Here is a 12,637-nt window from a genome sequence, read left to right as displayed (position 1 = left end):
GGCTTTGTGCTTTTGATGCGGCGCAAGACAGTCTAGGCCTTGGCCCTGCTTTGCTTGATCCAGTAACCGACGCCCAGCGCGGCGAGCCACACGGGTATGAGGTAGACGGAAATCCGCAGGCCCGGCGTCAGGTACATGATTACCAGAATGCCGGCCAGGAACACCAGGCACAGGTAGTTGGTGAACGGGTAGCCCAGGCTCTGGAACAGGGTCGTCTTGCCTTCGATTTTTTTCTGTGTGCGGAAGCGCAAATGGATCCAGCTGATCATGGCCCAGTTGATGATCAGCGCCGACACGACGAGCCCCATCAGCACTTCGAACGCTTCGCCCGGCATGAAGTAATTGACCACCACGCAGGCGCCCGTCGCCAGGGCCGAGACGCCCAGTGCCACCAGCGGCACGCCGCGGCGGTTCAGGTGCAGCAGCGCGCGCGGCGCATTGCCTTGCTTGGCCAGGCCGAACAGCATGCGCGTGTTGCAGTACACGCCGCTGTTGTAGACGGACAGGGCGGCCGTCAGCACCACCACGTTCAGGGCCGTGGCCACCAGGTTGCTGTCGAGCGCATGGAAGATCAGCACGAAGGGGCTGCCGCCGGTGACGACGTTTTGCCACGGGTACAGCGACAGCAAAATGCCCAGCGCGCCGATGTAGAAAATCAGGATGCGGTAGATGGCCTGGTTGGTGGCGCGCGGAATCGTCGTGCTCGGGTCATCCGCCTCGGCCGCCGTGATGCCCACCAGTTCCAGGCCGCCGAACGAGAACATGATGACGGCCATGGCCATCACCAGTCCCTGCCAGCCATTCGGGAAGAAGCCGCCGTGCTGCCACAGGTTGGCTACCGAGGCTTGCGGACCGGCGTCGCCGGAGGCCAGCAGCCAGGCGCCGAAGACGATCATGCCGATGATGGCGACCACCTTGATCAGGGCGAACCAGAACTCCATCTCGCCGAAGGCTTTGACATTCAACAAACTGATGGCGTTGATGACGCAAAAGAAGATCAGCGCCGAAACCCAGGTGGGCACGCCGGGCCACCAGTATTGCACGTAGATGCCGACGGCCGTCAGTTCGGCCATGCTGACGAGCACATACAGCACCCAGTAATTCCAGCCCGACAGGAAGCCGGGCAGGTGGCCGCAGTATTTGTCGGCGAAATAGCTGAAGGAGCCGGCGACGGGTTCGTCGACCACCATCTCGCCCAGCTGGCGCATGATCAGAAAGGCGATGACGCCGGCGATGCCGTAGCCCAGCAGGACCGAGGGGCCAGCCATCTTGATGGTTTGCGCGATGCCCAGAAACAGGCCGGTGCCGATGGCACCGCCCAGGGCGATGAGCTGGATGTGGCGGCTTTTCAGGCCGCGCTTGAGCTCTTGTGGTTCGGTATTCCCGACTGCCGTCATATGTTTTATCCTGTTTTTACGGGGCTGAGGTCGCTGATTCTAAAGCATGCACGGGCAAAGCAGGAGCGAAATGCATGTTGCACTGCGGAGGCGCAAGAAAAGCCCCGCATCTTCGCCGAACGGCGTGCAAAACGGCGCTCCAGGCGTCCGCTTTTACGCGCCGGCCGCGACGATGGCTGGTTCGTACACGGCCAGAAACTCGGGCGGCAGGCGGCGTGCGCGGCCGCTGCTCAATTCGATGCAGATCAAGTCCCAGCGTCCGCGCACGACGGTGGCGCCGTCGCTGTCGCGGATCAGCTGGAAACGCCGTTCCATGCTGGAGCGGCCATCGCTGGCGCACAGCCAGGTGGCCAGGGTCAGCGCTTCGCCGGCCCGCGTCGGCAGCAGGTAGTCGTATTCGCCGCGGCGTATCGCCATGGCCCGGTCCAGACGCCGGTAATCGTCGAGGTCCAGCCCCAGAGTGGCCGAGTGGTGCCAGGCGATATGCTCGCACCAGCGCACGTAGACGGCGTTATTCGTGTGCTGCAAGCCATCGATGTCGCCCGCTTCGGGCGTGACGGGCAGGGTATGGGCGTACGGATAATCCCAGTTCAAGTGCATTCCTTTCGAGACGGTGGCGGCTGATTGTACGGTCTGGCAGCGCGTCCTGTCTTCTGTGCACGCCAGGAAAAACACTGTTTTTCACATTGATGTATGATGCATCATAATTTCTCAACGATCAAGAACACGTATGAACCATCAATTGGACAGTCTGGTGCACGTCAATCTGGGCAAGTCCGTGTACGCCATGCTGCGCGAAGCGCTGGCGGCCGGGCGCTTCCAGCCGAATGACCGGCTGCGCATCCGCGAACTGGCGCTGCAGCTGGGCACCAGCGTTACGCCCGTGCGCGACGCGATGCTGCAACTGGTGCAGGAAGAGGCGCTGGTGCTGCGCTCGCCACGCGACTTCCGCGTGCCCGTGCTGAGCGTGGCGCGCTACCTGGAAATCCGCGCGCTGCGCCTGGAACTGGAAGGCTTGGGCGCGTTTGAAGCGGCGCAGCGCATCGACGCCACCACCCTGGCCGACCTGGAGCGCCTGCTGCAGGCGAATGAAGAGGCCATCGCGCGCCACGACCTGGCGGCGGCCCTGCAATGCAACCAGGCGTTTCACCTGGGCCTGGCGCAGGCAGCCGGCATGCCGACCTTGAAACGCTTCGTCGACCACCTGTGGATGCAGACGGCGCCCCTGATCGCCGCCGGCTACGCTAGCTTTTCGCCCGACATGCGGGTGGGTCATCACCACGCCATCATCAGCGCGCTGCGCCAGCGCGACAGCGCGGCCGCGCGACGCGCCATCGAACAGGACATCCTCGACGGCGGCACGCAGATGCTGGCCTATGTCATGCGCCAGGAGCGCATCCACGCCGGCGCAAGCGAACAAGAACAGAACGAGGAAGAACATGACGCACATTGAGCACAAGATTGAACAGAAAATGGAACAGAAAACCGCCATCGTCACGGGTGCCAGCCGCGGCATCGGCCACGCGGTCGCGGAACGCTTCCGCAGCCTGGGCTGGCGGGTCATCACCGTCTCGCGCAGCCCGATTCCCGGCGGCTGCCCGCGCAGCCAGGAGCACAACACGCATGTGTGTATGGATTTGTCGGACCTGAGCCAGATCGGGCAGATGGTCGAGACGCTGCGCCCCATGCTGGGCGACTCGAAACTGCACGCGCTGGTCAACAATGCGGGCGTGTCGCCGAAAGGACCGGGCGGCTCGCGCGTCAATTCGCTGACCACCGACATGCAGACGTGGCAGGAAATGTACAACACCAACTTTTTTGCGCCGCTGGCCCTGACGCGCGGCTTCGCGCAGGAATTGTCGAACGCGCGCGGTTCAGTCGTGAACCTGTGCTCGATCGCCGGCTACCGCGTGCACCCGTTTGCCGGCTCGGCCTATGCCAGTTCGAAGGCGGCGCTGGCGTCGCTGACGCGCGAAATGGCCAACGACATGGCGCCGCTGAATGTGCGCGTCAACGCGATCGCACCGGGCGAGATCGACACGGCCATCCTGTCGCCTGGCACTTCGCACATCGTCGACACGCAAATCCCCCTGCGCCGCCTGGGCACGACTGCCGAAGTGGCGGATTTGGTGGAGTTTTTGTGCAGCGAGCGCGCTTCGTACATCACGGGGGCGGAAATTCCCATCGACGGCGGCCAGCGCATTTAGAGCCTGTCCCGGTAGCCGGCGCGGATGGCGCTTGCGAGGCGTCAGTGCGCGTCCAGCTGCGCCTGCAGCGCGGCCACCACCAGCGCGTGGTCGTCCGCCTGCGCCAGGCCGGAAACGGTGACGGTGCCGACCAGTCCCACGCCGCGTATCAGCAGGGGAAAGGCGCCGCCGTGGCCCGCGTATTCGATGTCATCGAGGTATTTCACGTCTTCGAAGGTGCTGCCGCGGCTTTTATACGAGATGCCCATGTAGTAGGAGCTGCGGCAAAAGCGCTGTACCGTATTGTTCTTGCGGCGTATCCAGTCCGCCTGGTCCGCCGTGGCGCCCGTCATGGCGTGGTGGAACAGCACTTGGCCATTGCGCGTGATGTTGACGGTGACGGCCTTGCCCCGCTTGCGCACTTCTTCGACGAGCCACAGGCCCAAGGCCAGTGCGGCGTCGTTGTCGAAGCGTTCGAATTGCAGGGTTTCTTCCTGCTGCGCCAGGGTTTGCAGCAAATCGGCGTAATGATCCATCGTCAGGGAGTCGGGTAGTGGCTGGAAGCGCTACTGTAGCGCACCATGGGGCGGTCGCGCGCGCTTTTTCCATGGCGCGGCTAAAATAGGCGGCATGAACCTGTCCCTGTTCGCCGATGAAGAACAAGTCCCGGCCGGCCCCGTGCCGCTGGTGCCGGGTTCGTGCGCGTCTATCCTGCTGCGCGCTTTCGCGCTGCCCTGCCTGGACGAACTGCTGCCGGCGCTGGACGCCATCGTGCTGGCGGCTCCCCTGCGCCACATGGCCACGCCGGGCGGCTTGCGCATGTCGGTTGCCATGAGCAATTGCGGCTCCCTGGGCTGGGTCACGGATGGGCGCGGCTACCGCTATGCGCGGCGCGATCCGGACAGCGGTCTTCCCTGGCCGCCGATGCCGCCCGTGTTCCTGCGTCTGGCGCAGGAGGCGGCGCTCGCGGCCGGCTATCCGGGCTTTGTTCCCGACGCCTGCCTGGTCAACCGCTATGCGCCCGGCGCGCGCATGGCCCTGCACCAGGACCGCGACGAATGCGATTTCAATGCGCCCATCGTTTCCGTCTCGCTCGGTTTGCCCGCCACCTTCCTGTTCGGCGGTGCCGGGCGGGCCGACAAGGCGGCGCGCATCGGCCTGCTGCACGGCGATGTGGTGGTGTGGGGCGGCGCCGACCGCCTGCGCTTCCACGGCGTGGCGCCCCTGAAGGAGGGTGAACACGCGGTGCTGGGCGCGCAGCGCATCAATCTGACGTTTCGCAAGGCCAGCTGACCCGTCAATATGCTCCATTAATGCAAGTTTCTTGCAAATGCGAGGATTTTTCTTCATGATATGCAACTTGTTTGCATATGGAGTATCACCATGAAGCGCGATTCCCTATCCTCGCCGCTGCCCGATGTGGCGGCCGGCCCCCATCTGGGCAGCCCCTTTCCGCTCGAGTGGGTCGGCATGCAGGGCATCGCCTTGCCCCTGTGGCTGGAAGAGGGCGGGCAGGCGCAGCAAGTGCATGCCTGGGCCGACGTGCAAGTCGATTTGCCCGACCCGCACGTCAAGGGCATCCACATGTCGCGTTTGTATTTGCTGCTCGATGCGTTTGCCGCCGCGCAGCCGCTCGACGCGGGCGCCCTGGCCGCCGTGCTGCGGCGCATGGTGGACAGCCACGCCGATTGCGGCAGCACGCAGGCGCGCCTGGCGCTGGCCTTTCCCCTGCTGCTGCGCCAGCCGGCGCTGCTGACGGCGGGGCTGTCTGGCTGGAAATCGTATCCCGTGCGCCTGCAAGCCAGTGTTACTCCGCAGGGCTTTGCCCTGTCCCTGACGGTGGAGGTCGGCTACTCGTCGACCTGTCCATGTTCGGCGGCGCTGTCGCGGCAATTGCTGGCCGACGCCTTCGCGGCGCAGTTCGGTGCGGGCGGCATCGAGGGCGCGGCCGCGCGCGCCTGGCTGCAGGAACACGCGAGCCTGGCCACGCCGCACAGCCAGCGCAGCACGGCGACGGTCACCGTGCCCTTGACGGAACAGGCGGAGCTGGAGCTTTTCCCCCTGATCGATTTGGTGGAGGCGGCGCTGGCGACACCGCTGCAGACGGCCGTGAAACGGGCCGACGAGCAGGCGTTCGCGCGCCTGAATGGTGCTAACCTGATGTATGTGGAAGACGCGGCCCGCCGCGTGCAGGCGGCGCTGGCGCCACGCCATCCGCAGGCGCGTGTTACCGTACGGCATATGGAAAGCCTGCATCCGCACGATGCCGTGGCGCAGGCGGGCAAGCTTGCCGGAGAATACTAGTCAACCACCGTGAAGGAGGGCAGCATGCCGGAGAAAATCGAACGGGACGTCAACGATGACAGCCTGGAAGAAGAAGTGGAACGCGAACGGCGCGAGCATGCGCTGATCGACGAGGAAAAGCTGGGCATGGACGAGCTGGAAGAGGAGCGGCTGAAGCGGGAGCGCCAGCCGGGCGGTCACTAACGTCAAGGCAATGTTATCAGCGCTGGCATCGCGCCGTGCTGCCCGGTACAATTTCGCTTTGTCCTTCTCCCCCAACCCCGGAGGCCCATGAAATATCGCGCATTGTTCCAGTTTATCCTCGGCCTGACGGCCGCCACCCTGGCCGCTTCGCAGGCCCAGGCCGCCACCATCTGCACCGCCATGGCCGACGCCAAAACAGGCGCCGTCTTGCTGCAAGAGGGCAATTGCCTCGACAGAGTCACGCCCGCATCCACGTTCAAGATCGCGCTCAGCCTGATGGGCTATGACGCCGGCTTCCTCAAGGACGAGCACAAGCCGGCCCTGCCGTACCGCCAGGGCTATGTGGACTGGGGCGGCGAAGCCTGGCGCCAGGATACGGACCCGTCGCACTGGATGCAGTATTCCGTCGTCTGGTATTCGCAGCAGATCACGCAGGCTCTGGGCGCCGAGCGCTTCCAGAAATACGCGAAGGCTTTGCGCTATGGCAATGCGGACGTCTCGGGCGATCCGGGCAAGGAGAACAGCCTGGAGCGTTCGTGGATCAGCTCTTCGCTGAAAATTTCACCACTGGAACAGCTGGGCTTTTTGCGCAAGCTGGTCAATTACCAGCTGCCCGTGACGAAACAGGCGATGGAAGCAACGCAGCGCCTGACCCGCCTGGCGGACGTGGGCGGCTGGCAAGTGCATGGCAAGACGGGCGCCGCCTTCCCGCGCAAGGCCGACGGCAGCTTTGACGAAGCGCATGGCTACGGCTGGTTCGTGGGTTGGGCCAGCAAGGGCGAGCGCAGCATCGTCTTTGCGCGCCTGGTGCAGGATGACAAGAAGGGTGAGCAGTCGGCCGGCTTGCGCACGCGCGAGGCCATGCTGAAGGAATTGCCGGCGCTGCTGGAGCAGGCGCAGAAGTGACGGCCAGCATCGTCGTCGCCACCTTCATCGCCACCGATGGCGAGTACCTGGAAGCCGTCATCGACGTGGATGGCCAGCGCCTGCACGTGATGGACGAGTTCGGCGGCGGGCAGATGGCCGCTGGCACGCAAGTCCAGCTCGAACTGTGGCCCATGGCCAGCGAACTTGACGACTGGGACGCCATCTTCCGCGCCAACCCCGGCCGGGAGCAGGGCTTGCGTCGCCTCGATGGCTGGCGCTACCTGGCGCTGGGCGTCGTGACCCAGGTCGATCCCGTCATCTGCGACTGCGGCCTGCTGCAACTGGAAAACCCGTTTACGACGCATGACGCGCGCTGCGTGGGCGCGTATGTCGGCGTCACCCTGGCGCGCCTGGATGCTTGCCTGGCGTAAATTCCGGCCCGCTTTGTTGCCCGCCCTATATACTTGCTGAAACGGATTTTCCGGCATCAGACAAGGTTACAAGCATGGCATCAGGCATGGAGCAGTTTCAGGAAAAAGCACGGCAGGCATGGACATGGGCGCGCGCGCAAGCCTTGCGCGTGGCGGGAGTGACGTGGACAAAGGCGGTGGCGCTGTACCGGCGCGGCCACGCGCACCTGATGACCCTGCCGCCCGTGCGGCGCGCGCTGGTGCTGGGGCTATGGTCTTTCCTGGCCGTGCTGGCGCTGCTGACCTTGTACATGCTGTTGCTGATTCCCCTGACGCCGAGCATCCATGACTTGCGCCAGGCGCGCGCGGCCGCGCCGAGCACCATGGTCAGCGCCGATGGCGAGGAACTGGCCCGCTTCGACCAGGGCTTGCAGGAACGGGTCACCTTGAAGCAGATTTCGCCGAACGTGATCAGCGCCTTGATCTCGACGGAAGATCACCGCTTCTACGACCACCACGGCATCGATTTTACGCGCACGGCGGGCGCCGTCTTGCACACCGCAAGCGGCAACCCCCAGGGCGGTTCCACCATCACGCAGCAACTGGCGCGCAATATGTTCCCCGAGGAAATCGGCCGCTCGCGCAACCTGAACCGCAAGCTGAAGGAACTCATCACGGCCCTGAAAATCGAGGCCACCTACAGCAAGACGGAAATCCTGGAAGCCTATCTGAATACGGTACCCTTCCTGTACAACACTTACGGCATCGAAATGGCGGCCCGTACCTATTTCGACAAGCCCGCCTCGCGTCTCGATATCCTGGAAAGCGCCACCCTGGTCGGCATGCTCAAGGGTACGAATTACTACAATCCCGTCGGCAATCCCGAACGTTCTTTACAGCGGCGCAATGTGGTGCTGGGGCAGATGCGCAAGCACGACGTCATCGACGAGGCGCGCTACAAGCAGTTGATCAAGCGTCCGCTGCGCCTGCATTTCGAGCGTCAGAGCGAGCGGGCGCAATCGGACAGCCATTTCACGGCCTATGTGCGCAAGTGGCTGATCGACTGGGCCGACGAGAACGACTACAACCTGGAGCGTGACGGCTTGATCGTGCACACCACGCTCGACCATGACTTGCAGCAGGCGGCCGAGCGCGCCGTCGAACGCCAGGCGAACGCCCTGCAGGCGATCGCTGACGTGGAATGGAGCCGCGCGGGCGTGCCGTCGTCCACCTCGACAGGCATGTACGCGGGCATGCAGGGCGGCAGCGTGCCCTTCGATTATTTCTGGAAATCCCACCCGGCCTTGCTTGACGCCTTCGTGCGCGAGTCGGGTGACTACCGCAAGCTGATGGCCGCCGGTGGCACGCCGGAGGCGGCTTTGGCACAGCTGAAGGGCGACCGCGCCTTCATGGCGGCCCTGCGCAAGTCGAAGACGCGCCTGGAAGCGGGCTTTACGGCCATGGACCCGGCCACGGGCGCCGTGCGCGCCTGGGTGGGCAGCCGCGACTTTGCGCGCGAACAATTCGACCACGTGTCGCAGGCGGCGCGCCAGCCCGGTTCCACATTTAAACCCATCGTGTATGGCGCGGCGCTGGAAAAGGGCTTGAGTCCCGAGCACGTCTACCGCGATGCCGTGATGGATATCAAGGCGTCCGATGGCACGATTTGGCGCCCGACGGACATGAGCGGCACCACGGGGCGCGACATGACCATGCGCGATGGTCTCGTGTATTCGAAAAACACCATCACGGCGCAAGTGATGCAGGACGTGGGCTTGCCGCCGATCATCAAGCTGGCGCGCGCGCTGGGTATTCGCGACAGCAAGCTGGAAAAAGTGCCGTCCCTGGCGCTGGGCACCAGTCCCGTCACCTTGCTGGAAATGGTCAACGCCTACGCCAGCATCGCGGCCCAGGGCGAAGCGCGCCTGCCGTTTGTCGTCACGCACATCACCGACCGCGAAGGCAAGCTCATCGCCCGCTTCGGCGAAGACAAGCCCAAGCGCGCCATGCAGGAAGCATCGGCCGCCACCCTGACGGACATGATGCGCGGCGTCATCGACCGCGGCACGGGCACGGCCATCCGCAGCCGCTTCGGCATCCGCTCCGACGTGGCCGGCAAGAGCGGCACCACGCAAAACAATGCGGACGGCTGGTTTATTTTGATGCATCCGGAACTGGTGGGCGGCGCCTGGGTCGGCTTCAATGACGCGCGCGTCACCATGCGCAGCAATTACTGGGGCCAGGGCGGCCACAACGCCGTGCTGGTGGTGGGTGACTTCTTCAAGACGGCGCTCGACACGGGAAAACTGTCGCGCGACGCCATCTTCCCCGGCGGCAAGCCACCTCCGCCGCTGCGCCACGTGGAGCCAGTCGACGAGCCCGAGGATGAACCGGTGGAAGAGCCGGGTGACTTGCTGCAAGAGGGCGCGCCGCCGGCGCCGCTGGCCATGCCGGCCGAAGGCGAGGGCGGGCAGGAGTCGCATGGCAAGGCGGTGCAGGAGCCGGCTCCCGCACCGGCTCCTATGCCGCAGCCAGCACCGGTGCCAGCCCTTGTGCCTTAATTTGATTTGAATCGATGTGTATTATTATAGTTGTATGACTCTTGTTTTTCGAAGTTTTATTTAAGTTTGGGTGTTTTTTGATGAGAATCTATATTTAATGAGAAATAACTATATAAATTCGAAAGAAAATTATGGGCGAAGCAAAAAGTCGTAAGCTACATGAGGAAAATTTCGGCAAGGTGCCAAAAGTAAAGGCATATCGGGGTCTTGTTATTAGTCCGCCTTTAGAGATCGAAGGATCAAGATTGTTGGTAAAGTCTGCAGCACTTGATCCACAAGAGTTAAGATTTGCATTGCTTTTCTGGGATAAACTCGTCTGGCCATCATCAAGGGCTATCCATATTGGCAGTGGGCCAAATGAATTGTTTCTTGAAAGTGCTGGCATACTTAGCAGGCCTGACTACACTTTTAATGGTGATGGAGCGCAAGGTGTAGCATTGGGTTATTTTGCAGCGTTTCAGGATAGGGAAAAGGCTGAACCTGGTGTATGGGCAATGTCACAAGGTGAGAGATCGTTAAATTTAATAGGCCAATATCAGGAAAAAGAAAAAGGTGCACTTTTGGAGTTGCATAGGGCTATTCCGCTTCCTTCAATCGACGTTCCCCTGCAGGAAATACTGGAATTTAAGGAAAAAAGGAAAGATGAATTATGGCTCCTTAGAAATCGTCTGGATTCTCTCTTATCTGATCTTGATGTTGCTGATGATCGCGAATTGGCTTTTGCAAAACAGATTAAAGAGATCGATGAGGCTTGCGCAAATTTGATTGCTGTTGGTCGAGACTGGAAATTTCCGGTCCTCTTGTCGAATCTAAAGGCCTCATTTAATCTCACCCCAAGTAAATTTTTACCAGCTATTGCTGGGGGATGGGCAATGGGAAAAGAATATGGGTTAACTGCTGCAGCTACTGCTGCTGGAGTTGCTGGCCTCGTTAGTACACTTGAAATAAAAGGTGACTTTGGTTTGCGCGGAGTGCTTAAACCAAATAGTCCCTATCAATATGCATTTCATATTGATAGGGAACTTGGGTGAACGAAATATCACATACTTACACCGTATTGCGCCGCAACCCCGCTTCGCGCACGAACACTTGCAACGCGGCCATGGTCTGCTGGTGCAGCGTTTTCAGTTCCGCTCGCAGCGCGGGCGTGATGGCCAGGTTGCCGTTCGCTTCCTTGCGCACTGGCAGGCCCAGTACCTGCGCCATTTCCACCGGGTAATTTGTGAAGTCGCCATACGGCCGCTTGCCGTCGACGGACGGAGTGGGCCAATAGCCTTCGGCCAGGTAGTCTTCCGCCGCCATGCCCAGCATTTCCAGCGGCATCCACGACTGTTGCCGCAGCAGTGTCACATGCTGCCTGGTCAGGGCGAAGGGTACCTTGCCGTTGGCATAGCTGCCAGGCTTCAGGTCGGCCATCTGCACGAAGTGGGGCAGCAGCAGCGCCGCCTCCATCAGGCGCTGCGCGGCCAGCGCCGTATCCTTGCTGGCAATGGCCTGCATGGCCAGTTGCAGGGTATCGCCCTTGCCCAGCGGGTAGGCTGGATTGAGCATGGGCGCGCCGCTTTCCACGGGCGACCAGCCGATGTTGAAGCGCCGTATCAGCGCCAGATGCTGCACATTGAGCACCGAGGGCAGCGGAGCGTCGAGGGTGGCCAGGATGCGCTGACGCACGGCGCTGGGCAGGTCCTTGTCTGCCGCGCGTGCGAGTACGGGCGAACACAGCAGGACGCCGGCGAGGCGCAGCAGCTGGCGGCGCAGGGGCTGGATCAGGCGCGGCATCATGGCGTCGTCAAGTCCTGGCGCTGGAACTCGATGCGGTTTTCCTGGTAGTCCCACTTGGTGTAGGGCCCGAACACGCGCCGGTTTTCCTTGCTGTCGGCATTCGACAGCTCGCGCTTCATGCGCCGTACCAAAGCGGGATCCGTGAGCGGCGCCGTCGTGGCGGCGAACACGTCGTGCCGCACGCTCTGTTTGGCGTCGGCGCCGCGCGAGATGATGGTGAGCTTGCGTGAAGCAGGATCGAAGTACACGCGCATGGCGAAGGTATTCATGTCCTGCAGATACAGGCCGTCGTCGCGCTGCTGGGCGTAGAAATAATCGCCGCAGACTGCCTTCGGCTCGCGTTTCCACTCGCAGGACAGGGCGATCAGCAGGTGCCGCTCGTCGAGTTGCTTGACCGAAATGCGTCCTTTGGAGTAACCCCAGGTGCTGGCCGGCACGGTTGCCGACGAGGCAAGATTGTATTCGCCCACCAGCTTGGTCAGGGGAGCTTGCGCCGACGCGCCGGCGCAGAGGATCAGGGCGGCGGCCGCAAGGGCGCCTTGTATCTTGGAAAATGGTGTCATGATGGCCATAAAGAAAAGTTGCCATATTATAGATGGCAACTTTCCAATATGGCCACGCGCTAGCGCAGTGCCGGCCGTTACTTCAGCTTGCTCAACTCGGCCACGTCGATCTTGACGGTCTTGTCGCCCACGGCGGCCACCAGCGTCTTGAAGTGGGGCGTCGCGTAATGCGCCGTCAGCGCGTCCTGGTTGCTCCACTCTTCCAGCATGATGAAGCGCGTAGGAATCTTGTTGTCGAGGTGTAATTCGTAGCGCAGGCAGGCGCTTTCCGTGCGGCTCGGCGCTACGACGGCTTCCAGGGCGGCGCGCACGGCGTCGATATGGTCAGTTTGGGCATCGATGGTGGCGACGACGATCAGGGTCATGGTGGTCCTTGTGGTTGGG

The 12,637-nt window shown here is 62.5% G+C and carries 15 protein-coding genes; 9 read left to right on the top strand and 6 right to left on the bottom strand.

What is annotated here, in order from left to right:
- Nucleotides 1-32: 32 nt before the first annotated feature.
- Together CSQ93_RS06810 and CSQ93_RS06805 are read right to left on the bottom strand one after the other, a co-directional pair.
- The gene (locus CSQ93_RS06810; RefSeq protein WP_099377376.1) at nucleotides 33-1,397 is read right to left on the bottom strand and encodes an amino acid permease; all 1,365 of its coding nucleotides are present in this window, start codon (nucleotides 1,395-1,397) and stop codon (nucleotides 33-35) included.
- Nucleotides 1,398-1,550: 153 nt separating this feature from the next.
- Nucleotides 1,551-1,991: an acyl-CoA thioesterase gene (locus CSQ93_RS06805; protein ID WP_199534293.1), complete on the bottom strand. Its 441-nt coding sequence runs from the start codon at nucleotides 1,989-1,991 to the stop codon at nucleotides 1,551-1,553.
- A 136-nt stretch (nucleotides 1,992-2,127) separates the two neighbouring features.
- Here CSQ93_RS06805 and CSQ93_RS06800 point away from each other — a divergent pair, with 136 nt between their 5' ends.
- Together CSQ93_RS06800 and CSQ93_RS06795 are read left to right on the top strand one after the other, a co-directional pair.
- Nucleotides 2,128-2,850 carry a GntR family transcriptional regulator gene (locus CSQ93_RS06800; RefSeq protein WP_099377374.1) on the top strand — a complete coding sequence of 241 codons (723 nt, stop codon included), beginning with the start codon at nucleotides 2,128-2,130 and terminating at the stop codon, nucleotides 2,848-2,850.
- Nucleotides 2,837-3,604 carry an SDR family NAD(P)-dependent oxidoreductase gene (locus CSQ93_RS06795; protein WP_233516082.1) on the top strand — a complete coding sequence of 256 codons (768 nt, stop codon included), beginning with the start codon at nucleotides 2,837-2,839 and terminating at the stop codon, nucleotides 3,602-3,604. The genes CSQ93_RS06800 and CSQ93_RS06795 overlap by 14 nt, the downstream gene beginning before the upstream one ends.
- 41 nt (nucleotides 3,605-3,645) lie before the next feature.
- On the opposite strand, the gene CSQ93_RS06790 is transcribed toward CSQ93_RS06795, so the two are convergent.
- Nucleotides 3,646-4,119 carry a heme-degrading domain-containing protein gene (locus CSQ93_RS06790; protein WP_099377373.1) on the bottom strand — a complete coding sequence of 158 codons (474 nt, stop codon included), beginning with the start codon at nucleotides 4,117-4,119 and terminating at the stop codon, nucleotides 3,646-3,648.
- 94 nt (nucleotides 4,120-4,213) lie between these two features.
- On the opposite strand from CSQ93_RS06790, the gene alkB reads away from it, so the two are divergent.
- The 7 genes from alkB (at nucleotide 4,214) to CSQ93_RS28755 (ending at nucleotide 10,939) form a co-directional block, all read left to right on the top strand.
- Nucleotides 4,214-4,876 (top strand): DNA oxidative demethylase AlkB, encoded by a 663-nt coding sequence (gene alkB, locus CSQ93_RS06785; protein WP_099377372.1) that lies wholly within the window; start codon nucleotides 4,214-4,216, stop codon nucleotides 4,874-4,876.
- Between the two features lie 90 nt (nucleotides 4,877-4,966).
- Nucleotides 4,967-5,887, top strand: a complete 921-nt coding sequence (gene folE2 / locus CSQ93_RS06780; protein ID WP_199534292.1) for a GTP cyclohydrolase FolE2 — start codon at nucleotides 4,967-4,969, stop codon at nucleotides 5,885-5,887.
- Nucleotides 5,888-5,911: 24 nt separating this feature from the next.
- Nucleotides 5,912-6,070, top strand: coding sequence for a hypothetical protein (locus CSQ93_RS28760; protein WP_158301156.1), 159 nt, complete (start codon nucleotides 5,912-5,914; stop codon nucleotides 6,068-6,070).
- Between the two features lie 87 nt (nucleotides 6,071-6,157).
- Complete coding sequence (gene blaOXA, locus CSQ93_RS06775) at nucleotides 6,158-6,976, top strand: class D beta-lactamase (RefSeq protein ID WP_099377370.1); 819 nt, start codon at nucleotides 6,158-6,160, stop codon at nucleotides 6,974-6,976.
- Complete coding sequence (locus CSQ93_RS06770; protein WP_099377369.1) at nucleotides 6,973-7,368, top strand: hypothetical protein; 396 nt, start codon at nucleotides 6,973-6,975, stop codon at nucleotides 7,366-7,368. Before blaOXA ends, CSQ93_RS06770 begins: the two co-directional genes overlap by 4 nt.
- A gap of 74 nt (nucleotides 7,369-7,442) precedes the next feature.
- Nucleotides 7,443-9,908 (top strand): penicillin-binding protein 1A, encoded by a 2,466-nt coding sequence (locus CSQ93_RS06765; protein WP_099377368.1) that lies wholly within the window; start codon nucleotides 7,443-7,445, stop codon nucleotides 9,906-9,908.
- A 131-nt stretch (nucleotides 9,909-10,039) separates the two neighbouring features.
- Nucleotides 10,040-10,939, top strand: coding sequence for a DUF6236 family protein (locus CSQ93_RS28755; protein ID WP_158301155.1), 900 nt, complete (start codon nucleotides 10,040-10,042; stop codon nucleotides 10,937-10,939).
- Nucleotides 10,940-10,955: 16 nt separating this feature from the next.
- Here CSQ93_RS28755 and CSQ93_RS06760 read toward each other — a convergent pair whose 3' ends face one another.
- The 3 genes from CSQ93_RS06760 to CSQ93_RS06750 form a co-directional block, all read right to left on the bottom strand.
- Complete coding sequence (locus CSQ93_RS06760) at nucleotides 10,956-11,690, bottom strand: hypothetical protein (RefSeq protein ID WP_099377367.1); 735 nt, start codon at nucleotides 11,688-11,690, stop codon at nucleotides 10,956-10,958.
- Entirely contained in the window at nucleotides 11,687-12,253 is a 567-nt protein-coding gene (locus CSQ93_RS06755) for a hypothetical protein (protein WP_099377571.1), read from the bottom strand. The genes CSQ93_RS06760 and CSQ93_RS06755 overlap by 4 nt, the downstream gene beginning before the upstream one ends.
- Nucleotides 12,254-12,330: 77 nt before the next feature.
- Nucleotides 12,331-12,618 (bottom strand): putative quinol monooxygenase, encoded by a 288-nt coding sequence (locus CSQ93_RS06750; RefSeq protein WP_099377366.1) that lies wholly within the window; start codon nucleotides 12,616-12,618, stop codon nucleotides 12,331-12,333.
- Between the last annotated feature and the right edge of the window lie 19 nt (nucleotides 12,619-12,637).

Source organism: Janthinobacterium sp. BJB426, assembly GCF_002735705.1.
Taxonomy (GTDB): Bacteria; Pseudomonadota; Gammaproteobacteria; order Burkholderiales; family Burkholderiaceae_D; genus Janthinobacterium.
Note: the sequence above shows the minus strand (reverse complement) of the source record. Positions and strands in the feature narration are given on the sequence as shown.

Coding starts and splice junctions, on each gene's coding strand:
- CSQ93_RS06810 (WP_099377376.1), bottom strand. CDS start 1,397: ATGACGGCAGTCGGGAATACCGAACCACAAGAGCTCAAGCGCGGCCTG.
- CSQ93_RS06800 (WP_099377374.1), top strand. CDS start 2,128: ATGAACCATCAATTGGACAGTCTGGTGCACGTCAATCTGGGCAAGTCC.
- CSQ93_RS06795 (WP_233516082.1), top strand. CDS start 2,837: ATGACGCACATTGAGCACAAGATTGAACAGAAAATGGAACAGAAAACC.
- CSQ93_RS06790 (WP_099377373.1), bottom strand. CDS start 4,119: ATGGATCATTACGCCGATTTGCTGCAAACCCTGGCGCAGCAGGAAGAA.
- alkB (WP_099377372.1), top strand. CDS start 4,214: ATGAACCTGTCCCTGTTCGCCGATGAAGAACAAGTCCCGGCCGGCCCC.
- folE2 (WP_199534292.1), top strand. CDS start 4,967: ATGAAGCGCGATTCCCTATCCTCGCCGCTGCCCGATGTGGCGGCCGGC.
- CSQ93_RS28760 (WP_158301156.1), top strand. CDS start 5,912: ATGCCGGAGAAAATCGAACGGGACGTCAACGATGACAGCCTGGAAGAA.
- blaOXA (WP_099377370.1), top strand. CDS start 6,158: ATGAAATATCGCGCATTGTTCCAGTTTATCCTCGGCCTGACGGCCGCC.
- CSQ93_RS06765 (WP_099377368.1), top strand. CDS start 7,443: ATGGCATCAGGCATGGAGCAGTTTCAGGAAAAAGCACGGCAGGCATGG.
- CSQ93_RS28755 (WP_158301155.1), top strand. CDS start 10,040: ATGGGCGAAGCAAAAAGTCGTAAGCTACATGAGGAAAATTTCGGCAAG.
- CSQ93_RS06760 (WP_099377367.1), bottom strand. CDS start 11,690: ATGATGCCGCGCCTGATCCAGCCCCTGCGCCGCCAGCTGCTGCGCCTC.
- CSQ93_RS06755 (WP_099377571.1), bottom strand. CDS start 12,253: ATGACACCATTTTCCAAGATACAAGGCGCCCTTGCGGCCGCCGCCCTG.
- CSQ93_RS06750 (WP_099377366.1), bottom strand. CDS start 12,618: ATGACCCTGATCGTCGTCGCCACCATCGATGCCCAAACTGACCATATC.